Annotated in this window: 20 protein-coding genes and 1 tRNA gene; 13 read left to right on the top strand and 8 right to left on the bottom strand. The window is 59.3% G+C overall.

Features of this window, described 5'->3' with window-relative positions; all coding sequences use genetic code 11:
- Positions 1-17: 17 nt before the first annotated feature.
- The gene (locus tag WCA85_RS12965) at positions 18-362 is read right to left on the bottom strand and encodes a DUF2288 domain-containing protein (RefSeq protein WP_424064411.1); all 345 of its coding nucleotides are present in this window, start codon (positions 360-362) and stop codon (positions 18-20) included.
- 224 nt (positions 363-586) lie between these two features.
- On the opposite strand from WCA85_RS12965, the gene WCA85_RS12960 reads away from it, so the two are divergent.
- Complete coding sequence (locus WCA85_RS12960) at positions 587-1,297, top strand: pentapeptide repeat-containing protein (protein WP_424064409.1); 711 nt, start codon at positions 587-589, stop codon at positions 1,295-1,297.
- A gap of 661 nt (positions 1,298-1,958) precedes the next feature.
- Here the strand turns inward: WCA85_RS12960 and WCA85_RS12955 are convergent.
- Positions 1,959-2,870, bottom strand: coding sequence for a LysR substrate-binding domain-containing protein (locus tag WCA85_RS12955; protein WP_424064408.1), 912 nt, complete (start codon positions 2,868-2,870; stop codon positions 1,959-1,961).
- Between the two features lie 121 nt (positions 2,871-2,991).
- On the opposite strand from WCA85_RS12955, the gene WCA85_RS12950 reads away from it, so the two are divergent.
- Positions 2,992-4,275, top strand: a complete 1,284-nt coding sequence (locus tag WCA85_RS12950) for a YbfB/YjiJ family MFS transporter (protein WP_424064406.1) — start codon at positions 2,992-2,994, stop codon at positions 4,273-4,275.
- Positions 4,276-4,300: 25 nt separating this feature from the next.
- Here WCA85_RS12950 and WCA85_RS12945 read toward each other — a convergent pair whose 3' ends face one another.
- The 3 genes from WCA85_RS12945 to WCA85_RS12935 all read right to left on the bottom strand — a co-directional run bounded on the left by WCA85_RS12945 (position 4,301) and on the right by WCA85_RS12935 (position 6,512).
- A complete protein-coding gene (locus tag WCA85_RS12945; protein WP_424064404.1) occupies positions 4,301-4,627 on the bottom strand; it encodes a hypothetical protein in 327 nt (108 codons plus the stop codon).
- 134 nt (positions 4,628-4,761) lie between these two features.
- Positions 4,762-5,475, bottom strand: a complete 714-nt coding sequence (locus tag WCA85_RS12940; RefSeq protein WP_424064402.1) for a peptidoglycan DD-metalloendopeptidase family protein — start codon at positions 5,473-5,475, stop codon at positions 4,762-4,764.
- A 119-nt stretch (positions 5,476-5,594) separates the two neighbouring features.
- On the bottom strand, positions 5,595-6,512 hold the full coding sequence (locus WCA85_RS12935) for an aldose epimerase (RefSeq protein ID WP_424064400.1): 918 nt from the start codon (positions 6,510-6,512) through the stop codon (positions 5,595-5,597).
- A 577-nt stretch (positions 6,513-7,089) separates the two neighbouring features.
- On the opposite strand from WCA85_RS12935, the gene WCA85_RS12930 reads away from it, so the two are divergent.
- The 3 genes from WCA85_RS12930 (at position 7,090) to WCA85_RS12920 (ending at position 9,475) form a co-directional block, all read left to right on the top strand.
- The gene (locus tag WCA85_RS12930) at positions 7,090-7,920 is read left to right on the top strand and encodes an undecaprenyl-diphosphate phosphatase (protein WP_424064399.1); all 831 of its coding nucleotides are present in this window, start codon (positions 7,090-7,092) and stop codon (positions 7,918-7,920) included.
- 109 nt (positions 7,921-8,029) lie between these two features.
- Positions 8,030-8,104: transfer RNA gene (locus WCA85_RS12925), tRNA-Arg, on the top strand.
- A 174-nt stretch (positions 8,105-8,278) separates the two neighbouring features.
- Positions 8,279-9,475 (top strand): tyrosine-type recombinase/integrase, encoded by a 1,197-nt coding sequence (locus WCA85_RS12920; RefSeq protein ID WP_424064419.1) that lies wholly within the window; start codon positions 8,279-8,281, stop codon positions 9,473-9,475.
- Between the two features lie 1,774 nt (positions 9,476-11,249).
- Here the strand turns inward: WCA85_RS12920 and WCA85_RS12915 are convergent.
- A complete protein-coding gene (locus tag WCA85_RS12915; RefSeq protein WP_424064397.1) occupies positions 11,250-11,933 on the bottom strand; it encodes a recombinase family protein in 684 nt (227 codons plus the stop codon).
- Positions 11,934-12,478: 545 nt separating this feature from the next.
- Here WCA85_RS12915 and WCA85_RS12910 point away from each other — a divergent pair.
- The gene (locus tag WCA85_RS12910; protein WP_424064395.1) at positions 12,479-12,838 is read left to right on the top strand and encodes a hypothetical protein; all 360 of its coding nucleotides are present in this window, start codon (positions 12,479-12,481) and stop codon (positions 12,836-12,838) included.
- Between the two features lie 133 nt (positions 12,839-12,971).
- Here the strand turns inward: WCA85_RS12910 and WCA85_RS12905 are convergent, their stop codons facing one another.
- The gene (locus WCA85_RS12905; RefSeq protein WP_424064417.1) at positions 12,972-14,051 is read right to left on the bottom strand and encodes a replication initiation protein; all 1,080 of its coding nucleotides are present in this window, start codon (positions 14,049-14,051) and stop codon (positions 12,972-12,974) included.
- Positions 14,052-14,307: 256 nt separating this feature from the next.
- On the opposite strand from WCA85_RS12905, the gene WCA85_RS12900 reads away from it, so the two are divergent.
- The 5 genes from WCA85_RS12900 to WCA85_RS12880 all read left to right on the top strand — a co-directional run bounded on the left by WCA85_RS12900 (position 14,308) and on the right by WCA85_RS12880 (position 19,416).
- On the top strand, positions 14,308-14,544 hold the full coding sequence (locus tag WCA85_RS12900) for a hypothetical protein (protein WP_424064393.1): 237 nt from the start codon (positions 14,308-14,310) through the stop codon (positions 14,542-14,544).
- A 147-nt stretch (positions 14,545-14,691) separates the two neighbouring features.
- On the top strand, positions 14,692-14,970 hold the full coding sequence (locus WCA85_RS12895; RefSeq protein WP_424064391.1) for a hypothetical protein: 279 nt from the start codon (positions 14,692-14,694) through the stop codon (positions 14,968-14,970).
- A gap of 12 nt (positions 14,971-14,982) precedes the next feature.
- Positions 14,983-15,504, top strand: a complete 522-nt coding sequence (locus WCA85_RS12890; protein ID WP_424064389.1) for a hypothetical protein — start codon at positions 14,983-14,985, stop codon at positions 15,502-15,504.
- 15 nt (positions 15,505-15,519) lie between these two features.
- Entirely contained in the window at positions 15,520-17,037 is a 1,518-nt protein-coding gene (locus WCA85_RS12885; RefSeq protein WP_424064387.1) for a hypothetical protein, read from the top strand.
- Positions 17,038-19,416: a glucosaminidase domain-containing protein gene (locus tag WCA85_RS12880; RefSeq protein ID WP_424064385.1), complete on the top strand. Its 2,379-nt coding sequence runs from the start codon at positions 17,038-17,040 to the stop codon at positions 19,414-19,416. It abuts the gene before it with no gap.
- Here the strand turns inward: WCA85_RS12880 and WCA85_RS12875 are convergent.
- Positions 19,369-19,803 carry a hypothetical protein gene (locus WCA85_RS12875; RefSeq protein WP_424064383.1) on the bottom strand — a complete coding sequence of 145 codons (435 nt, stop codon included), beginning with the start codon at positions 19,801-19,803 and terminating at the stop codon, positions 19,369-19,371. The two genes, WCA85_RS12880 and WCA85_RS12875, sit on opposite strands and share 48 nt — an antisense overlap.
- Positions 19,804-19,914: 111 nt before the next feature.
- Here WCA85_RS12875 and WCA85_RS12870 point away from each other — a divergent pair, with 111 nt between their 5' ends.
- Together WCA85_RS12870 and WCA85_RS12865 are read left to right on the top strand one after the other, a co-directional pair.
- Complete coding sequence (locus WCA85_RS12870; RefSeq protein WP_424064382.1) at positions 19,915-20,427, top strand: HNH endonuclease; 513 nt, start codon at positions 19,915-19,917, stop codon at positions 20,425-20,427.
- Positions 20,427-20,801, top strand: coding sequence for a DUF5710 domain-containing protein (locus WCA85_RS12865; RefSeq protein ID WP_424064380.1), 375 nt, complete (start codon positions 20,427-20,429; stop codon positions 20,799-20,801). The genes WCA85_RS12870 and WCA85_RS12865 overlap by 1 nt, the downstream gene beginning before the upstream one ends.
- The last annotated feature ends 406 nt before the right edge of the window (positions 20,802-21,207 follow it).

Genomic DNA, 21,207 nt, shown 5'->3' with positions numbered 1-21,207 from the left:
GGTGGGGGCCGCGCCGCTCAATGCGTTGAGCCTGCTGGCCCGGCTTGGTCTCCCGCGGCGCGTTCCTGCACGCAGACCCACGGCGAAACGACCACGGCCCACAGGTTTGGATCACGCGCGGCGTAATCGGCGGCGGTCTCGGCCTGTACACGCTCTAGCAAGCCGGACAACAGCCATTGACTCACTTGCGCCGTGTCGTCACTCGCGATGGCCTCCGCGACGCTGACCAGATCGAGATCGCGGGCCACGTGCAGCAGGATGCCGCGCGCAAAAAACCGCTCGAGTTCCGGCCAGCCAATTTTCGCGGTTTCCGCGAGCAGCGAGAGGTAGAGCGGACTGTGAGAGGCTTCGTTCGAGGTCATCGGCGTGGACGGGGTTCAGAGAGCGGCCGTTACTATAAACCATCGGAGATCGTCCGCCACGCAGGCGGCTCATTCCGGTACGCTTGTCATTTTGCGCCTGGTTTGGGCCGCGTTGGCGTTGGGTGCTGTCGGGTTTGCGCCGGGCCGTCCTCGTCAGGCTGCGGCAGTTTGTTGGTTTTTTTTGGCTCCGGCATGTGCCGGAACGCAACGGGAACACTCTTTTCATGTCAGTCGATTCCACAACGCCGGTGTCCGGCATCCTCACCGTCGCGGACGCGACACTCGCACGCGAAGACGTCCAGCAGATGCTCAGCACGGCCAGCCAACTGCTGCGGTTTGAAGACTGCGATTTCGAGGGTGTCGACCTCTCGCGGCTCGATTTGCGCGGCGCGGAGTTTCATCGCTGCACCATCGTCGAGACCTCGTTCTTCGGCGCCGCGCTGACGCAAACCCGTTGGTTGCGTTGCCGGGCGCGTCAGGCGGACTTCGCGTCGGCCGATCTCGTCGACGCCGCGTTTCAGTCATGCGACCTCAACAATACAAGCTGGCGGCGAGCGAAACTGGCCTCGGTCACCTACACCGGCTGCAAGCTGACGGGGGCGAACTTCGAAGCGTGTTCGGCGCTGGGGTTGACCTTTGTCGAGACGCTGCTGGTCGGCGCGCATCTGCGCGGCCTGTCGTTTCGCAAGGCCACCTTGCAGGGGCTCGATTTCTCCGACGCCGACCTCGCCGGCGCGGACTTCCGCGAAGCGGTCTTCGACGGCGGCAGTCTGAAGGACGCCAATGTGAAGGGTGCTCGTTTCGATGGCGCGGACCTGCGCCTCGCCGATCTGAGCGGCGTGCGCCTCGTCGACGCGGGACTGTTTCGTGGCGCGACGATTTCTCTTCAGCAGGCAGCGGTGCTGGTGACAGAGTTGGGCCTACGGGTGCTGTGATTTCGCGCGTTGGGAGCGTGAATGCAGCTCGACGACATGGTCGAGCTGCATTCGCCGTGCATCATCAATTGCTGAAGATGTATTTAATCTGCCGCGTTTAACAAATAATAAAAATCCGCAATGCGCGAATAAATAAATTGGCTTATCAAATGAGGATTCGGGTGAACCCGGAGTTGATTTAAACCACTGAAAGGTGCGTTTGCGCACCTAACTCATCAGTTGGCAATAATCGGAAAGCATAGACTTTGCTATTTGATGATTTAACTATTTGACGGGCTTCTGGTAAAATCGACATCAAGCCACAAGTTCAATGCCCGTGCGGCTTTTGAAGCAGTTTAACGTTTCACTTCGAGGCTCGCGGAGGCTGTTTTACCGGCGTTAGCGAGTCACACCAGTTTGTTTTTTCGATTAATTTTTCTTCACTTGCTGCGTACTCCGTGCGCCGCGTCACATTATGTGCAAAATTAATTGATTGCATGGCCGGAATCGCGTTGATAGATTCCGTCTTGGCGCATGGTGAACCGGTCCTTTACCGATATGCGCCGAACCCCCGTTAGCCCGGCTCTTGAGCCGGGCTTTTTTTTGTGTGGATGGTTGGATCATTGGGTCGCGCCTCGTGATTGAGGTGGATGGTCAATTCCCGAGCAAGCTTCAGGCTGTTTCAATCTAAGGCCGCTGATGCTTCCACACGCCCAACCTGCGCGTTTCCGCTCTTGACCAGCATGTCGCGCAGCGCATTTAGTGCTGAAGAGAAATGGCCGCGTCGCCAGATGAGCAAGGTATCAATGCTGCCGAGTTCATCGAGCGGATGCACGGCGATGTCGCTGCTATCGGCGAGGAGTGCCAACACCGAGCGCGGCGCGACCGCGATGCCCGCTCCCGCTGCCACACACGCGACGATCGCGTGATACGACCCGAGCTCCAGCACCCGAGCCGGCCGGATGCTGTGTTGGATATACCATTTTTCGATACAGGCCCGGTAAGCGCAGCCCTGTTCGAAGGTGATCAGCGTCGATAGCGTGATGTCACTTGCGTGATGGATCGGCCGATGACCGCGCGACGTCAGCAGTACCAGTTCTTCCCGGAACACTGGTACCGCTTCGAACAGTTCGCCGGGCGACGCAGGGTCGAGCGGCATTGCGACCAGGGCGGCGTCGACCTCGAACTCGCGCACGCGCTCGATCAGCTTGCCCGTCGTCCCGATTTCCAGTTCGAGCGCGACGGCGGGCCAAGTCTGGTGATATTGCGCGAGCAAACCCGGCAGCCGGCTCGCGGCGGCGCTTTCCATGGTCCCGAGGCGCAAGCGGCCACTGGGGCTGGCATCCTTGACGGCATGGCGCGCTTCATCGGCAAGTGCCAGAAGGCGTTCGGCATAGGGCAAAAGCGTCTCGCCGGCGGCCGAGAGAACGAGGCGGCGACCGTCGCGAATAAACAGCTCCGTGCCGAGTTGTTCTTCGAGTTGCTTGATGCGCGTGGTCACGTTCGACTGCACGCGATTGAGCTTCGCGGCCGCCCGAGTCACGCCGTGTTCCCGTACGACTGCGCGAAAGATCGTCAGCGAGGCAAGATCCATACATCCCTCTTTGCGATGGATTGAATCACTATTATTCATTTTATGAGATTGATAGGTCAAGCTACGATGGGTGCTGAAGGCGGGCATTTCGCCTGATCGAAAACGGAACAAGATTCGATTCATGACTGACCTCGCTTCTCGCGCGGTTGACCCGCGCGTCACGACCCATGCCCCACGCGCGGCGTTTGCCTGCATGGCGGTACTGGCTGTGGTGCTGGGCGTCGGGCGCTTCGCGTTCACGCCGCTCCTGCCGTTGATGCTCCAAAACGGCACGCTCGACATCCGGCACGGCGGCTGGCTTGCCTCACTGAACTATGCAGGCTACTTTCTCGGCGCCATCACTTGCGCTGCGCTGCGGTTCGCCGCGGCGCGTGTCGTGAAGGCCGGGCTCGTCGCGACGGTCGTGCTGGTGCTCGCGATGGGGGTGACGAATCAGTTCTGGATCTGGGCTGCCGTGCGCTTCGCCGCGGGCGTGGTGAGCGCGTGGACGTTTGTGTTCGCGTCACAGTGGGGCTTGCGACAACTCGCGGAACGGGGCGCGAATCAATGGGGCGGCGTGATCTACGCGGGGCCTGGCATCGGCATCGCGACAACAGGTTTGCTGGTCGGGGCTGCGGGCGCACACGATGCGTCGATGGGCTGGCTTGGGTTCGGCATCGTGTCGGCGCTTCTGACTGCCTGCGTGTGGCGCACGTTTGCGACGACACCGGCTGCCATGGGCACCCCGGCCTCGCATGAGGCCTATGCAACGCGTGCAACGCATGCCACCCATGCAACGAATGCCGCGCCTGCTGTCCCAGCCGCCCCTGCCTCCGGTATGCGGCCGAGCCGGTTTGAGCGCAGCCGCGTGCATCGCGCCGACGCCGCCTGGCTTATCGTTCTGTACGGCGCGCCGGGCTTTGGCTACATCATCACGGCGACGTTTTTGCCCGTGATCGCGCGCGCGGCGTTACCGGTCGGCTCGGTATGGCCGGATCTGTTCTGGCCTATGTTCGGCGTCGCGCTCGTGGTCGGTGCGCTGGCGGCCGGACGTCTGCCAGCACACTGGGACAACCGGACATTGCTGGCCGGCTGCTACGTCTTGCAGGCCTTGGGCATTGGATTGGGAATTATCTGGCCGACGGCGGGCGGCTTCGCGATCGGCAGCATGCTGATCGGCTTGCCGTTCACTGCCATCACGATGTTCGCGATGCGCGAGGCCCGCCGGTTGCACGGTGACGATGCGGCCGGTCTGATGGGCTATGCGACGGCGGCCTATGGTCTGGGCCAGATCGTCGGTCCGCTGGTCGCGGCGCCAATTGCCGCCCATACGGGTTCGTTTTCACTGGCATTGTGGCTTGCGGCAGGTGCCCTGCTGGCGGGCGCCATCGGGCTAATCGCAGTGGCGAACGTGCGCGGGCGATAGGGCGTTCTCGATAAGGCATGCGCCGCTACTGCTTGCACTTAACCACCATGGAGCGGTTTTTGACGTTCGCGCCAAAGATTCCGCCCACCGAACCGCCGGAAGTCGCGCCGTTGTCGACATCCTTCGAGATCACGTCGTAGCCATATGCACCGCACACTTCGCCGGCGCGCTTGTAGCATTCGGCCCAGCTTTCGCTCGCATCGCTGCCGCTGCAATTGATCGCAAAACCGGTGTCGCCGCTTGGCAGGTAGGTCATTTTGGTCGAACTGGCGCAGCCGCCGAGGCTCGCGAGCGTCAGTGCGGCGAAGCTTGCCGCTACGGCGACGGCCGTTGGGGTCCATCCAGTTTTCATCGGATCCTCACTGGTTGCTGTTGGGACACAGCGGTTCGCCGTGTCCCATGCACGATAGTTGCTGTCAGATGGAGCGCCGTGGGGGACGCGAGGTTCCCGGGCTTGCTGCCCGTTGCAGCAAAGAGCGGCAGCAATTAGCGTGCCGGCAGGGCGCGCGACGGATCGATCGAACGACCTCCGTAGCGCAATTCGAAGTGAAGCATCGTGCGATCGGTGTCCGTATCGCCCATTTCGGCGATCTTCTGCCCTTGGCTCACCGTCTGACCTTCCTTTACCAGCAGCACTCGGTTGTGCGCATAGGCGGTAAGGTAGTCCGCGTTGTGCTTGATGATCAGCAGGTCGCCATAACCGCGCAATCCGTTGCCCGCGTAGACCACCGTCCCGGCGGCCGCTGCGACGACCGGCGTGCCTGCCGCGGCGGCAATGTCGATGCCCTTTGAGTTTTCGCCATCGAAGCGCCGGATCACCGTGCCGTTGGTAGGCCAGACGAGCGAGATCGTCGCAGCCGGTACGGGCGGCGCGATATCGGGCGGGGCGACTGGCGCCGGCGCCCTGGAAGCTGTGCTGCCGCGGGTGCCGCCACCCGCCGTTGATGCGGTGACGGCAGCGGAATTTCCGGGCGGTACAACGCGCAATACCTGGCCAACCTCGATGCTGTCCGGGTTCGCCAGATTGTTCCAGCGCACAATGCTTTGGATCGACTGCCGGTTGCTGCGAGCGATCTTCGATAAGGTATCGCCCCGTTCGACGCGATAGAACCCCGGGCCTACTGGCGCCGACCCGCACGCGGCGAGCACGGCAAGCAACGACGCGCACGCGAGTCGTTTCATTCTTCTTGTTCCCAACATTGGACCTCGCAAACCGCCGCCGCGCGCCGATCCCGATTACGCGGCAGTTCGATAGCAAAAACGTCCGATTCTAACGGTTTTGCATCGCAATAAGCGATTTGCGACCACGGCCTCGCAGCTCAGCGCAGCGCTGCGACGGTGATGCGCAATGCTGCGGTTTCAGTCTGACCCGCCCCGAGCCAGCGCAGACCGAGACCGTTGTGGATTGCGTCGGGCAGGCCGAGCCAGGGTTCGACGCAATAGAAGTCCGATTCCGGAGCTTCGGTCCACGTCGTCACGGCGTACCAGGGCTCGGAGCCGGGGCGCTGCAAGTCGATCGTGATGGTGCGGTTCAGGCCCGGTGCGACCAGTTTGACGGGCTGGTCCGGTATGCCGTCGAGGCAGTGAAAGCAGTCGAGAATGCGCGCTTCGTCAAGCGTGTAGCTCGACGCACCGGGCTCAGCGGCGCTGATCGAGCCGTCGGCCTGCTGATAGCGCCGCTCGGTGCGCGGCAGTTCCAGCACGGTCTCGCCGCGCTGCGCGTGGGGCAAGCTGAAGTAGAAGTGATGGCCAGCGTAATAGGGCAGCGGGTTCGCGCCGGTATTGGTCGTGATCAGCTCGACGTCGAGCGTGTGGTCGTCCACCAGACGGTAGATCGCTTCGAAGCGGAAGCCGAACGGATAACCGGCGCGGGTGGCGTCGCTATCGGTCAGGACCATGTGTATCGTGGTCGCGCCTGCATCTGCGGTCTCGACTGTGGCTGCGAACGGCAGATCGCGGGCGAAGCCGTGCATGGGCAGATCGCGCACGACGCCCTGGGCGTCGCGCCATCGTCCGATCTGGCCATCGACGCGATGCCGGCCCAGAAACGGGAACAGCAGCGGATTGCCGCCGCGGATTCGTGCCGGCTGGCTCCAGTCGGCCACGTCGGGCCAATGGATTACGGGCTCGCCATCGATATGCCATGACAGAAGGCGACCGCCGGCTTGCGGCGCATAGCGAAGCAGCGAGCCGCCGGTGGCGGTCTCAAGAATGTCCTGATGCTGGAATTGGGCCATGGTGGACGCTGTGGTTAAGAACAGTGGGATCGATGAGCCGACCAGAACGACGGCGGCGCGAGCCCGATTTTGCGCTGCTTTGAGCTACGGGGAAACCCTTCTGGGGAAATTGCGGGTTCGCGAAACCCACCAGCGTGCCGATAATCCATCCGGTTGCCCGGTCTTGTGTTTTGTCTTGCTAGACCGCCGGGCCCGACCGACCGCGGAGGCGTGATGGATCTCGCAATGGCAATGGGCGTGGCCCTGTTTGGCATGTTTGCCGCCAGCACGATTTATTTTTTCTACAAGCTCGAAGGCTGAGCCTGTACGTCTTCTGGCCCGTTCCGCGTCGCCCGGCGCGGTGCATACGGCGGGCGTCGCAAGCTTGTTCAAAGGCGCTCCCGCGAACGTCCGCGAGTTTACCGCGGTGTAACAACCGTGTCCGGTTGTGACGCAGCGCGTCAAAAATTTCCCCGAATGTGGTCCAAACGCTTGGCGCTGAGATAGCGGCCAGGCATAATCGGTGCGCTTTCGTGCGCCGGTTTCTGATGTCCGGCGTGTTCCTGCCTAATTTTTATTTTTCCAAAAGGACCGCCGCGTGAGCTTGTCGTTTCTGATTTTTTTGAGCGTGCTGCAAGGCGTTACGGAGCTGTTTCCGGTCAGCAGCCTGGGTCACACCCTGCTCGTTCCCGCACTGTTTGGCATGCATATCGACGAGCATGCGCCGCAGTTGCTCCCGTTTCTTGTCGCGCTACACCTCGGTACGGCGCTCGCGTTGCTGTGGTATTTCCGCAAGCGCTGGATTGCGGTGATCGGCGGTTTCTTTGCGTCGCTCGGCGGTCGCCGCAATGACGACGGTCACATGATGTGGGCCTTGATCATCGGCACGATTCCGGCAGGCATCGTTGGTCTCGTGCTGGAAAAACGCCTTGAGTTGCTGTTTCACGATCTGCGTATCGTGGCCATTGCGTTGATCGTCAACGGCGTGCTCTTGTGGTTTGGCGATCGGCTGCAGCGTTCGCGCACCCACTACGGACCCGAGAAGCTGACGTTTCGCCAGGCGTTCTTCGTTGGACTGGCGCAGATTGGCGCGCTGATTCCGGGCTTTTCGCGTAGCGGCCTGACGATGATTGCCGGCAACGCGGCGGGTTTATCAGCGGAAAAAGCCGCGGAATTTTCGTTCCTGCTTGGCACGCCCATCATCTTCGCAGCAGGGATTCTCGAACTGCCGAAGCTGCTTCATGCGCCTGGCCAGCTTGGCGACGCAGTGCTCGGCGGCGTTCTGACGGCGATCGCCGCGTATCTGAGTGTGCGCTTTCTGATGCGTTACTTCGAAGGGCGCGGGCGTCTGGCCAACTTCGGCGTCTACTGCGTGATTGCGGGTTTAGTGTGTCTGGGCTGGTTCATGCTGCACGCGCAACCGGTCTAAATACGCTGCCGCTGCAGCCCTGTAAGGGTTATGTCGGCCGATCGGTTATAATCCGGGCCCTGCTGCGTTGTTGTTGGCGTGGCGCGGTCGGTTAAAATTTCAGTTTCGCCTCCCCATAGTTCAACGGATAGAACACGGGTCTTCTAAACCTGAAATCGAGGTTCGATTCCTCGTGGGGGGGCCACCGCTAATACCAGTGACTCCCAGCATCTCCCAGACGACCATGTCAGCTAAGGTTTTCAGGGATTCATGGTTACCAGCATTGCCCATTAATTCCAATTGACAGCAAGGGCAGTAGGGGGCATCTTTGGTGGCACAACCACCGGAGACAGGGGCACGAAATGCCCCCATGTCGAACATGCCCCTCACCGACGCTGCAATCCGCACTGCCAAGCCCCGTGAACGCGCGTACAAGCTGACGGACGGCGAGGGCATGTATCTCGAAGTCATGCCGAACGGCTCCCGATACTGGCGGCTCAAATACCGGTTCCACGGCAAGGAAAAACGCGCTGCCATTGGCGTCTATCCGGCTGTCTCGCTGCTTGCGGCAAGGGAAGCCAGACATAAGCTGAAGGAAATGCTGCGCGCTGGCGACGATCCTGCGGATGTGAAGCGACAGACACGGCTCAAAACGAGTCTGAAGCGTTCCAACTCATTCGAAACGGTTGCCCGCGAGTGGCACAACACCAAGATTGAGACATGGAAGCCCAGATATGCCGATGGCGTCATGAAACTGCTGGAGACGGGACTGTTTTCGTCTATCGGCGCTCGTCCAGTCGCGGAGATTACCGCACCCGAACTGCTGGAAGTGCTCCGGAAAATCGAAAGTCGTGGCGCACTGGAAATGTCCCGCAAGACAATGCAGATAGCGGGTCAGGTATTCCGGTTCGGGGTTGCCACAGGGCGTGCCGAGCGGGACCCCACAGCTGATCTAAAGGGCGCGCTGAAGACCCGCAAGGTCAGGCACATGGCCCGCATCAGCGAGACCGAACTACCCGAGCTGATGCGGAAAATCGCAGCGTACGACGGCGAATTGCAGACCCGTCTTGCCCTGCGCTTCCTGGCGCTCACGTTTGTCCGCACGGGCGAACTCCGGTATGCCGAGTGGACAGAGATAGACGAATCCCGGGCACAGTGGCGCATTCCCGCCGAGCGCATGAAGATGGAATCCCCCCATATCGTGCCACTGTCAACGCAGGCACTGGAAGTCATCCGCCAGTTGCGCGAACTGAATGGCCGGTGGAAGTGGGTGTTTCCCCAGCAGATCAACACGACAAAGCCGATGAGCGAAAACACGATCCTGTTTGCGCTCTACCGGCTCGGGTACCACTCCCGCATGACCGGCCACGGCTTTCGTGGCCTTGCCTCCACCATCCTTAACGAACACGGGTTCAGCAGTGACTGGATAGAGCGGCAACTGGCCCATATCGAGCGCGACGACGTGCGGGCAGCGTACAACCATGCCCAGTACCTGGATGAGCGCAGAAAAATGATGCAGTGGTGGGCCGACCATATCAGTGAAGCGGGGCGCTCCGATGAAGCAGGGAATTCCTGAAGAAAACTTCGTTACGACTTCGTTATGAAATACCACCCCTTCGACGGTGCTTTTCTTCCAGTGAAGGCTTAGGATTGCCAGGAAATACCAGGTAATGGTGATGAAATGGAAAGCGCAACAGCAGCAACGAATATCGGACTGGACGGTTCCGTCATCAGGCGGAAGCGTCCAGAAAAGCCGCAGCGCATGTTCACGTTGCCACGAGATGGCTGGATCAGGTGGGATGATTTACGCTGGTTTATCCCGGTGTGCAGGGAATCGGTGCGCCTTCTAGAAATAAAAGGCCGCTTTCCGCGCAGAGTTTCGTTTGGCCGTGTGCGCACACCTGGACAACCGGCGGCGGTGGCATGGCAATGTGCCGAGATACACCGCTGGCTCTCCGATCCCGAGAGCTACCACGCAGGGGATGAGCGATGAAAAGGCAGCCCTGCAACGGGTTCGGAATCCTGGGGTCTGCCAACATATGCAGGAGTGCCAGGAAAGGCGCCACGGGGCGGATTTATAGCCGCACGGGTACTTGAACTGGATTCATACCCACAGGCTGCACGGTTCCTCGTTGGGAGCAATCCGCCAGCCTCAAGCCATTCGGATTCGTCATCGAAGGGCAGCGAGCGACCAGTGTTGAGCATGGTTATCCTCTTCTGAATTCTGTGTTGCGCCTATGTTGATCCCTGATTGAAGCCTGGTTCATCGTGTGATGCGCCTGGTCGTTTTCTACGATGCGCCTGCGATGTACTCACGATGTGTGTCCAATGCAACCGCACCGTTCCTACATTGCGTCCTGGTCGCTTTCTACGGTGTGTGTGCGGGAGTTCAGTCATGTCAATACGGTCATCCAGTGTCGGTGTATCCGTGTCGGGTACTATAGGTCAGTCTTCAGAAAAAACCTTAATAATCAAAGGTAAGCGCCAATCCAGACGGCGGATATTGGCTGAAAATGGTAAAATGGAGGCTGGAAGTGATGCGTCAGAGCAGCTATTCGGTCTTCGCCGCGTCGAGTCTTTCCTGTTGCCAACAGAGCTTGCGGACGAGTTCGAAGCGCTGGGCGGGGCGGCCTGGCTAGCACTCATACTGCGTGGTCAGGGCAGCGCAAGTAGCTGCGATCACGGCCCGAAGCCAGTAGAGGCACCAGTGTCGGACGGTCCTCAACAGTTGCCAGCCAAGGGAGAGCGGGCATCGGCAGAGTCGGGGCGTTCCGGTCGCCGCCGTGGTGACCATCCAGAACTTCCCCCTGTGAGCCGTGAATCCACCAGTTCGCCGCGTGTGGAGTTGACTCCATGTCGTAGAGACCAGATGTCAGATTGACCTGATAGCAGATACATAGACATGCGCCGCCTTCACAGGGCGGCGTTTTCATTTGTGGAGACGATTACGGTGAGAACGTGCAGTGAGGGAAGGTGGGTAAGTCCGCTCCAGCAGCACTCACGCACATGGAAACGGTTCCATAGGCCTGTATCAAGGCTGCGCAGCGTTGCCTTTCCCTGCCTGCCGACGCTTCTTCATGTATTCGCGCTGGTAGGCGTTGTAGGCTGTACGGTCGCGCCGGTTCAATGTCTTGTTAGTCGCAACCGCGATGTTAGTCGCAGGTTCGATCGTGTTAGTCGCAACCGGGTTAGATGCAGCGGGTTTGTTAGTCGCAGCAGACGTGTTATTTACGGTGTTAGTCGCAACAGATGCCGCCTCGCATTTGCGATGCATCCACTCCTGATTGGGCCAGTGTCGCTGACCGCATCCTGCACAAAGGTTCTGGACGGATTTCACTGATATTCCTCCCTTAGGCCGTGGCTTTTTGTGGAAGCCGTGCCAACACGCGCTGCAATTGAATCAGCGACCATTCCGAGCCACGGGCGGTTTTGATGCCGCGCCGGTTCAGTTCTTCAACGATCTTTCGTTGCGACGAGAAGCCTGCGGCTTCCAGTTCGGCCAGCACGTTTGCGATACCGCTTGCAAAGCTATCAGCGGCTTCTTTCTGGGCCTGGATGACGGATTGCAGGTTGCGTGTCCCGGCGCTGCCCAATTGCGTGCCGCGTGCCTTTGCAGCAGCGAGCGCGGCTTTCGTGCGTTCGCCGATCATCTTCGCTTCATGCTGGGCAAAGGCAGCAAGGATATTCACCATCAATTCGTTGGCTTCGGGCATATCGACGGCCACGAATTCAACCTTTGATTCCTTCAGACCGCTGATGAAATGAACGTTGCGCGCCAACCTGTCGAGCTTGGCAATCAGCAGCCGCGCGCCGGTCTTGTGGCACAGATCGATGGCGGCGCGAAGCTGGGGACGTTTGTCGAGCGCGTTAGCTCCCTTGCCGGTCTCGATTTCCGTGAACGAGTCAACCACTTCCCAATTGCCGCCGTTGAGGAAGCGGGTAATTGCCTCGCTTTGCGCTTCCAGGCCCAACCCTGATGCACCTTGCTTCTGTGTGCTCACGCGGAAGTAGACGACGAACTTGCCAGCAGCCATGACGCACCCCAAGAGTTTGCAGTATTTACCATTGCCAACGTCCTTCTGACTACATAGCTAACGCACGTTTGGCATGTAGTCAGTATAGGTTCTCCGTCAAGGAATGCAAGAACGCCGTGCGCCCCAGTAACGCGCCAGTCTGTGCTGCTGGGCGCTGCTGCCAGCCAGAGGAATCAACAGACAGCTTCATGCTGGGACTTGCTGCAACAGCAGCAGGTCAGAGAAAAGACGAACAGGACTCGTTCTCGCTTCGAACGAGATTGCTGGGTTCTGAAGCATTCCCCAAAGGGGACCCTAAACCGCGCAGGTACCGGTACCTGTCGCCTGGTCTATCCCTCGTCTTCCCAACAGAAAATTTCCATCTATATATCTGATGTCGCCCTAATTATTCAGGCCAGCGCTCATCGTCAGATGATCAAAGATCCGTCCCTGTAAAATTTTTTTGGCTGGATATGTCGTGACGGCCGGGTTTGCGAGGATTCAGTAACCGACGCCCGATGCCGATAAAACGTACAAGCGTATGGACAGCCTGATGGGCGGCAACTATGGATCTGAAAAAACTTGTTGTAGCAGGGTTGGCGGCTGGGCTGCTTGCCGGCTGCACGACTGAGATGGAAAGAGAAGCCCAGCAGGACAGGCAAACGTTTCTAGAGTGCAAGCAGGCGAATCCGACGACGTGGGGAGACAAATGCAACGGCGAACTACAGATGTACAACACAACGTCCCTGGCAGCCCAAGCTGATTCCACCCAGCGGGCGCAGACGGCAAATGCGATTGCGTCGGGTTTGCTTGCAGGCGCGGCAGCAGTAGCAGCCGGCGCAGCGGCGGCGGAAGCGAGCAGGCCGGTCTACGTTCAGCCTGTCTACGTTCAACCGGTCGTGGTCTGTCGCTGGGGTTGCTATTGATAGTCGGCCGTGTGCCGATGGGCATCAATGGGATTAACGAATGCTCGCTTGCGTATCGAGCGCCGCGAGTTCCGTGAGACTGCTACCCATATCAAGATAAAGAGGAATTTGGCACAAGTACGACATTGCCATATCAAGATAAAGAGACCGTTGCCTCCTTCTGGCGGCGATACCAAGTCCTGCGGGATATTCCTTCCTGCTCCCATGGCAACTGCTGTTCGACACTGCCAGCAAGGTATTGGTCACGCGGCTGGGATGCGATTCTTTGCACCTGACGTTTCGATAGGCAGCAGGCAGCGGCGATGTCGGCAATCCTGGGCGAGTCGATCCTATCCACTGCTGCGAGCACCTTCTGGCGCGTCCTTTCGCCCCGCTTGCAAGCTACCGCCTTCTGCCGGTTATTGAACGCCTGCTGACTAAAGTACTTCCACGCCCATTTCGCGACAGATTTGGCGGTATTCCGTACCTCTGCGTACACAAGCGGTGCAGGAAAGCGCATGTTCAGTTCCTGAGCACGGTCTTCGAGGTGCGAGAACCAAGAGTCAAAACCGTCATGCCAGTACTTGCGGATAGCCCGGTATGCGTATTTCCGCAGTTCATCGAACAGCATCACGTTCCTGCCAAGCCCGAAGGTTCCGGCGAGCGGCGTATCGCCAGTTTCACACCGCTCCCTGCGGTCCTTCTGCCTCGCCCTGTGCAACACCCTGGCGGCTAGCTCGGCGGCGCGCTGTTCCATGCGCCTGGCCGAACCCGGCAACCTGTCCGGCAGGTACTCAGCGAGTTCACCAAGATCGTATTCAACGGGATTTTTCTCCGTGATCCAGTACCCGCAATAGGGGTTCTTGATCATCAGTCCGGCGTACGCCGCATCCGCGCTCAGTGCGAGCCGCATGCCTTCCTCTACCGCTGCTGCGTACCGGAGCGGGTCCTGCCTTGCAGATAACGTCTTGCAGACCGGGGCACGCAACGCATAGGCGAGATGTGCGTGTCCATTGGCCGGGTTGGTGCAGGCCCATGTCGGCGGCGGCAGGCCGCGATCTTCGGGAAAATCCGCGCCGCCACGCTTGTCTACATCGAACGCCAGAAAGCCCAGCATTGCGGGCCCGTTGATCTGGATGTGACGGCAATCGAGCGCATCCGCACGAGGGCGGAAATAGATGCCGTCGCCGTAGTCGTCGGCGCAGTAGGGGCGCGCCGGGAAGCGATCCGCCATAAGTTTGTAACCAGTAACGCTACTGGCGGCGGCAGCCGAAAATTGCTGTAAAATCATGGCTGTATTCCCATTTCTCGTGAAGTTTTGGGGTACATATCCAGCTTCAAAGCAGCCGCGCTAACGGCTGTTCGTATCAATTCCAGAAGGCCTCAGCATACGCTGGGGCTTTTTTTCGGCTCACGACATACTATACCGTGTCAACTAACATTACATCTGTTACAATTGGTTGGAAGTGCTCGATTCGAGGTAAGGCGACATGGACCGCGATGAACTCATCAAAGACTGGCTGGCAAGCCCGCTTATCGAGGGTGTGCGAAGCTCGGTGGTGACTTCTGCTGGTGTAAGCAATGTGAAAGGCCATCGTCTCGCGACTGGTAAAACCGCATCGATTACACCGAAAACCCGCGTTGGCCTGCTTCGGGCGGCCCAAATCCGAAAAGGCGATTTACTCAAGGAATTGAGTATGATCGACGCAATTCTTGAGCGTAACTAATTCGAATCAACTCCATGCCCTCATTGGGTAAGGATGCAGTGCCCTGACCTTGATGGCAGGCAATCCGAAAGGCCCTTGAACAGCTAGCCCGCTTGATGCCGCTAGTCTGCCCTCAGGGGCCTTTTTCCATGTTCAGGACATCGAAAAATGGATATTGATATCGATTCTCTGGAATTTGCATTGCAGAACGATGCCGCAGCTCGGTATTTCGTCAATCAGATGCTCGATTCGGTTTCGAATTTCGAGCATCCGGTTGCGCTTGAGGCATTCGAGCTTGCGATGGCGGCGCTTAAAGAACGACTCAGTCCGGCCCAGTTTCTTGAATTCGAAAAAGGTTTCAGCGACATGATCGAGTCATGTCTGGATGCGAAACGCCACGGGCTTCTCAGAACGGACTTGTATGACGCTCCGGAAGTGGTCCATTAAAGGGTAAACAAAATGGCCTGGCTTGATGATTTCATTTCAAGTTTGAACAGCGGCGGTCTTGGCCAGCCGCAACAAACCGCTGGCGGCACAACTGGCCAGAATGCCGGTGGTGGCGGACAGGGCGGCGGCGCATTCGGTCAATTTCTGTCGTCGCTTGGGTCAGGCAATTCGTGGGGTCAGGCGGCGCAGGGCTTGAACATGATGACCGGAGGGGGCAACAAAGGCCTTCTTTCCGGACTTGCCTCTATCCCGGCTGGTGGGAACAACGGCAGCGGCGGCTTCCCGTCGCCAACGAGCGTTGCAACCAGCCTGCTCAACGGGATGAGTCAAAATCAGCAAAACCTACAGCAAGTCAACGCGCAGAAGATGGCTGCATCCGCTGGGCAGAACCAGCCAAATTTAGCCCAGAGCCAGCAGGCGGCTGCCTTGCTCCGGCAACAACTGGCTGCGGCGCAAGCGCAACGCCTTGCTCTACAACGTCCTGCCATCCCTGGCATGGCTCCCAGTATGCCAGGGATGGCAGGCAAACCGTAACTGAGGAATCCTAAAATGGCTGATGATAGCGGTGGTGGTTTGTCAGGCATCCTGAGCGGCCTTATGACCAATCCGATGTTTCAGGCTGGCATCGGCATGATGCTAAACAGTCATGCTCCGATTGGCGAGAATATGGCGCAGGGTATCCAGAACGCGACGGCTCTCCAGCAACTGCCGCTCGAAACCCAGATGAAGCAACTCGCGTTGCAACGTGCGCAGAAGGCGGCGAACTTCAACCCGGCCGATTACCTGCAAACCGATTCATCGGGTACACAGCCTGGGCAGACGCCTGCCCAGCAACCGGGTGTCGGTCCTGCCACGCAGCAGGCCATGCAGACGGCTGGCATTCCTGCAAACCAGGCCCCGCCATCTACACCCATTTCAACCGGGAGCGGTGGTGGCATGCCCAACTTTAATGGGTTGCTACAGGGCGCGATCCAGGCTGGCATGTCGCCGCAGGATGCGATGTCGATGGCCCAGATGACGAATCCTGGCTACTTCGCCCAGATGCAGGCACGGTTGAAAGGGCTGGAGCCGTACACGCTGGCTCCTGGAGCAATCCGCGTCAACCCGATGCAGCAGGACCAGAGCGGCCAGCAGCAACCACAGGCTGGTGGCTCTGGCACGCCTGCTGGCGTCACGCAGAACAACAATCCTCCTCCGGATAGCAAAGCTGCACAGGTCCAGCAACTGATGCGCCTTCGGGACCAGTTTCAACCCGGCACGCCGCAATACCAGCAATACGATGCGGCACTCAACACCGTGAGCGGAGCATTCCAGCAAAACATCGATACCGCGAAGAATTTTGGCGATCCGGTCGCCAATGAGAGTCTCGCTCAATCGATCGCGAACTATACCCAGCCGCCCCTTGCAGGACGGGCGTTGACAAGCTCCCCCGCTGGTCAGTGGGTGATGAACCGCGTCAAACAGATCGCGCCGGACTATAACGCTCAGAATTACGAAACTTCGCAGAAGGCTTACGGCGAATTCATGTCTGGCACTAACGGAAACACAGTGCGTTCCATGAGCGTTTCCATCGACCACATGAATACGCTTGGACAGCTTGCACAGGCATTGAACAACGGCAATACGCAGGTTATCAACCGTGCAGCCAATGAAACTGCGCAGCAGCTTGGCGTTGCTGCTCCTACGAACTTCGACGCGGCCAAGCAGATCGTTGCGGCTGAGGTGGGAAAAGCCATCGTTGGCGGTGTCGTGCCCGAGGGGGATCGCAAGGGACTCCAGGATTCATTGAATTCGGCAAACAGCCCCGCTCAGTTAAGCGGTGCGATCAACACTTTTCAATCCCTGATGACTGGGCAGCTACGCGGATTCCAGCGGCAATACCAGCAATCCACGCGTAGGAACGATTTCAATAACCTGCTCTCGCCTGCTGCGCAAAATATGCTTGCACAGCCTCAGGGTGCTGGCGGTGCTGGTGCATCGGGTGGTCCCGCTGCCGCGCCTGGTGCGGTAAACGCACAGGCTCAGGCTCGTGCGCTATTGCGTCAACGCGGCGTACCGGGGTACTAGATGGACCTGTCCAGCCTCAGCAACGATCAGCTAGTTGCGATGGTCAATCCGTCGCCTTCGAATTTCGCGTCCGCTTACGGCCCGCAGGCTGCACAGGCCGGTCAGGCACTGGGCGTCGATCCGACTGCAATTCTTGCGCAGTGGGGACTTGAGACAGGCTGGGGCAAATCCGTTATCCCTGGTACGAACAACCTCGGCAACATGAAGGTGCCGAAGGGGCAGCAGGGCGGCGTGCAGGCAACCGACAATGCGACGGGATCGAAAGATAGCTATCAGACTTTCCAGTCGCCGGATGACTTCGCGGATTCATATGTGAACCTCATTCAGTCGCGTTTTCCCGATGCGGTCGGCGCCGGCAATAATGTTGCCCGGTTTGGACAGGCATTGCAGGCCGGTGGTTATGCACAGGACAAGAGCTATGCATTGAAGGTTGCGGCGGCACACAAGACGCTCCAGCAGCCTGGTATTCTCGAATCCATCGCTAACGCCGTAGTGCCGTCAGCGAATGCCGCTGAAGGCCCGCAGAATTCATCCACAGTTGCAAGTCCGTTTGTGGACCCGACGCCTCCTGCCCAACCTGCCGCGTCACAGCCTGCAAACCCTCCTGCCGACCTTTCGCAGATGTCCAACGACCAGCTTGTTGCGCTCGCAGGTCCGCCACAGGCTCCAGCTTCGCAGGCAGCCCCTGCGCAGGCTCCCGCAAACCTTCCTGCCCAGCAGCAACCAGCAGCTTCTGCCCAGCAGACTCCCGATCTTTCGCAGATGACGAACGATCAGCTTGCCATGCTCGCAGGACCGCCATCGCTATCGACAGGCCAGCAGCTTGTGCGCCAGCTTGGACTAACCGCACGAGCGGCGGGTCATGGTCTCGCGGATGCAGCCGGTGTCATTGGCAATCCGGCGAACGCTGTATTCAATACGGTCGGCGGCTGGCTTGGGCATGATCCGCATTTGCAGGACGTGGATACGATCCTGAAGGGCATGATTGACCGCTATACGCCGTCTCCCGCGACAAAGACGGAACAGGTGGTGGGGAACGTGGCTTCCACCATGGCGAACCCCGTTGCAATGGCTGCGCCAGGAGCCGTAGGGCCGGCTGCGAACCTGATCGAGGCATTGGGTAAGGGTGCTGTCGCTGGTGGCCTTGGCGCTGCTGCCCAGCCCGTCGATTCAGGCACCACGGCAGCGGACCTTGGTCAACGTCTCGCGCTCGGCGTCGCGGGCGGTGGTCTCGGTGGTGCAGCGGCAAACGTGCTGGGCCGAGTGGTTGGCGGCGTGCCCCTCACGCCCGCCGCACGGACCATGATGGACAACGGTATTACGCCCATGCCCGGTCAGGCTATCGGTGGTCCGCTCGCGTCCCTTGAGGAAAAGGCGGGCAGCATCCCGGTTCTCGCAGAAGCACAGGCAGCAGCGCAGCGGCAGAATATTGCCCAGTTCAACCGTGTGCTCTATCAGGATGCACTTGCTCCCATTCGTGGCCAGTTGCCAGGAGATGTAGCGACCGGCGCGCCAGCAATCGATTCAATCCGCTCGCAGATCGGCAGCGAATATAACGATATTGCTGATTCCGTACCGCAGTTCCGGTTGCGTGGCCAGTTCATTGCGGACGTTAATAATATCCAGAATGACGTGGCGCAGAATGCGCCGGGTGCGCTCCAGCAGTTCAACGATATTCTTGATAATCAGGTCAGACAAAAACTGTCTGCTGGCAATGTAATGACTGGCAACCAGTGGGGGGATACGCGTTCATATCTAAACACCGTTGCGCGCAACAACCGGCTGGGTAACAACCTGACGCCACAAAACTATGCCATTGCGAATGCGGTGGATGACCTTAATGATTCACTGGCGGCACAGGTGCAGCGGCAAGTGCCCAATGCGAATGTGGCGGACAGGCTTGCGAACGCGAATAACGCATGGGCTCGATACAAGCAGATTGAACGCGCCGCAGGCATGCAGGGTGCATTCAACAATGGGAACATCTTTACCCCCGCCCAGTATGCGAACGCCGTGCGTGCAGGCTCGACTCAGGCGCAGCGTGCGACTACGAGCGGCATTAATAACCAGTTTGCAACGCAGGCGCAGCAGGTATTGGGTAGCAAGGTTCCGGATTCAGGGACAGTGGGGCGCGGACTGGAGATTGGTGGACTGGCGGCGCTCGCTTCACACCCGGAATTGCTTTTCGAGCATCCGGTAGCATCAGCGGCGCTCGGCGCACTGATACCAGCTTACGGAACGAACGCGGGACGGCAGGCCATGCTGACACTGCTGGCTCGGCGTCTGGACCTTATGCAAAAGATGGGCGGTGGTATTGCTCGGGGAGCGCCCCTAGTCGGTCTTCTTGGCGGTAACGCCGGCACTACGCTGGGGCAGTAGGTCGTTCTGCTGGCGCAGTAACCCTGTTACTTCGTCGTGGCGGCGCTCAATGATCCCGTCTACGTGCCTGCCAAACGACCTGATTGAGCACAGCAGTAATACCCATACCCCTACGACAGCAAGGGCAGGGAACAGGGCAACAGCGGCGAAAACAGCGGCTATCAAGACGATGCCCAGAAGGGTGGAGAGGATGACGTTAAGTGCTCGCCCGGTCGCGTCTGAGGATGCGCGGATAGTCGCGACGAGACCCACGCTCCCGATGCGCCTGATGCTGCTGATCAGCCAGCCGGGAAAACAGGCGATGAGTTCGCAGAGCAAGGCGGTAAGCACGATGGCCACTAGGCATTCGCCCCCTAGTTCCAACCCGAATTTCACGTCGGTAAGCATAACGACCTCGCATTCGAAAAAACGGTAGCAGCCGATACCACCAGGATAGGTCACCAACCGGAGAAAACCCTTCGTAAAGGAGGTTGTTACATTTTTCTCTGGAGTGGTGCCATGTCATTTCGTCAGGTTGATATCGAAGCGCTACGCCGCGTGCTTTCCTATAACCCCAAAACGGGCGTCATTACATGGCGTGTAGACCGCAAGGGCCGGAGCGGGATCATTCCCGCTGGTAGCGTGGCAGGCTGGGTTGACCCCACTACCGGCTATCTCCGTGTCGGTGTGCTCGGCACGGTTATCTACGCGCACCGCATAGCATGGACGCTGTATCACGGTGAGTGGCCTGTATCTATCCTTGATCATCGGGACCATTGCAAGACAAATAACCGGATTCGCAACCTTCGCAAGGCCGACAATTCCGGCAATTCGGCCAACGCACTCCGTCGCAGTAACGCTTCCGGCTATCGAGGTGTGTACTGGCATCCGGTCTGCAAAAAGTGGTTCGCGTCGATCAGGAAAGGCGGAAAGAACCGCCATCTTGGCATGTTCAAAGACCCTGCCAAAGCCGCTGCCGCCTATCAGCGGGCGGCGCGGCAGGTTCATGGCGAGTTCGCATTCGAGGCTTGATGATGAGCCGTCGTTCCAGGGCAGCACACCGCCGTGCTCGCGCACTTGCCAGACAGGAACGCGCTCCTGCAACGCTCGTAGAAGCCCGAATCCGGCTAGCGGTGCCCAGCGCTGAAACCCTGGCAGGGTCACGCATAAAGCTCTGCGTGCCCTACGAAGAGAAAGACATGGCCAAAGCGCTCGGCGCCCGCTGGGATGGCATAGAACGCTGCTGGTGGACGCTCAGGCTCGACGGACTTCTCTGCTGGCTGCCGGATGGCGGGGAACTGATAGCGCTGCCAAAGCTGAAACGAAAAGGCGTAGCCACGCCGAAGTCGGGCTTCAGGCTTTACGATGCTGCCGACCGGAGCAATGCAAGCGATTCCGGCGCATAAAGCTGACGCCATATGCCCCACGGGTTTGCCAGTGTCGCTGTACAACACTTCGTCCTAGTACGCCCGCAACCGGCCATTTGCTGCCCCTCCTCAATCGCACAGTGCCGTCATTCGAACGGCCGGTCTGCCCCGAAAACCGACGAATTACTAATTGGATGCGGATTGCTTTCGTTCACGAACTTTTTCACTGTGGTCTCTGATTTCTACCGCGGTTCATCGCTCATGTTGAGGTTACCGGCGGCGTGCAATCATCGTGTAATCGGAACTGCCACGAAGCGATGAACACTTTGTTCGTTCACCAGCCGACGCAACCACTCGGGGGCGGGTCGCCGCGCTCAGCCTGCAGTTGACAATTTCCCTTCCAGCATCAACGTGCGGCAGAGCTCACTATATCAATCTCGACTCG

The organism is Paraburkholderia sp., assembly GCF_049581445.1.
GTDB lineage: Bacteria > Pseudomonadota > Gammaproteobacteria > Burkholderiales > Burkholderiaceae > Paraburkholderia.
Note: the sequence above shows the minus strand (reverse complement) of the source record. Positions and strands in the feature narration are given on the sequence as shown.

Coding starts and splice junctions, on each gene's coding strand:
- WCA85_RS12895 (WP_424064391.1), top strand. CDS start 14,692: ATGGATATTGATATCGATTCTCTGGAATTTGCATTGCAGAACGATGCC.
- WCA85_RS12875 (WP_424064383.1), bottom strand. CDS start 19,803: ATGCTTACCGACGTGAAATTCGGGTTGGAACTAGGGGGCGAATGCCTA.
- WCA85_RS12920 (WP_424064419.1), top strand. CDS start 8,279: ATGCCCCTCACCGACGCTGCAATCCGCACTGCCAAGCCCCGTGAACGC.
- WCA85_RS12945 (WP_424064404.1), bottom strand. CDS start 4,627: ATGAAAACTGGATGGACCCCAACGGCCGTCGCCGTAGCGGCAAGCTTC.
- WCA85_RS12885 (WP_424064387.1), top strand. CDS start 15,520: ATGGCTGATGATAGCGGTGGTGGTTTGTCAGGCATCCTGAGCGGCCTT.
- WCA85_RS12965 (WP_424064411.1), bottom strand. CDS start 362: ATGACCTCGAACGAAGCCTCTCACAGTCCGCTCTACCTCTCGCTGCTC.
- WCA85_RS12960 (WP_424064409.1), top strand. CDS start 587: ATGTCAGTCGATTCCACAACGCCGGTGTCCGGCATCCTCACCGTCGCG.
- WCA85_RS12890 (WP_424064389.1), top strand. CDS start 14,983: ATGGCCTGGCTTGATGATTTCATTTCAAGTTTGAACAGCGGCGGTCTT.
- WCA85_RS12950 (WP_424064406.1), top strand. CDS start 2,992: ATGACTGACCTCGCTTCTCGCGCGGTTGACCCGCGCGTCACGACCCAT.
- WCA85_RS12910 (WP_424064395.1), top strand. CDS start 12,479: ATGGATCTGAAAAAACTTGTTGTAGCAGGGTTGGCGGCTGGGCTGCTT.
- WCA85_RS12955 (WP_424064408.1), bottom strand. CDS start 2,870: ATGGATCTTGCCTCGCTGACGATCTTTCGCGCAGTCGTACGGGAACAC.
- WCA85_RS12940 (WP_424064402.1), bottom strand. CDS start 5,475: ATGTTGGGAACAAGAAGAATGAAACGACTCGCGTGCGCGTCGTTGCTT.
- WCA85_RS12915 (WP_424064397.1), bottom strand. CDS start 11,933: ATGGCTGCTGGCAAGTTCGTCGTCTACTTCCGCGTGAGCACACAGAAG.
- WCA85_RS12870 (WP_424064382.1), top strand. CDS start 19,915: ATGTCATTTCGTCAGGTTGATATCGAAGCGCTACGCCGCGTGCTTTCC.
- WCA85_RS12900 (WP_424064393.1), top strand. CDS start 14,308: ATGGACCGCGATGAACTCATCAAAGACTGGCTGGCAAGCCCGCTTATC.
- WCA85_RS12935 (WP_424064400.1), bottom strand. CDS start 6,512: ATGGCCCAATTCCAGCATCAGGACATTCTTGAGACCGCCACCGGCGGC.
- WCA85_RS12865 (WP_424064380.1), top strand. CDS start 20,427: ATGATGAGCCGTCGTTCCAGGGCAGCACACCGCCGTGCTCGCGCACTT.
- WCA85_RS12905 (WP_424064417.1), bottom strand. CDS start 14,051: ATGGCGGATCGCTTCCCGGCGCGCCCCTACTGCGCCGACGACTACGGC.
- WCA85_RS12880 (WP_424064385.1), top strand. CDS start 17,038: ATGGACCTGTCCAGCCTCAGCAACGATCAGCTAGTTGCGATGGTCAAT.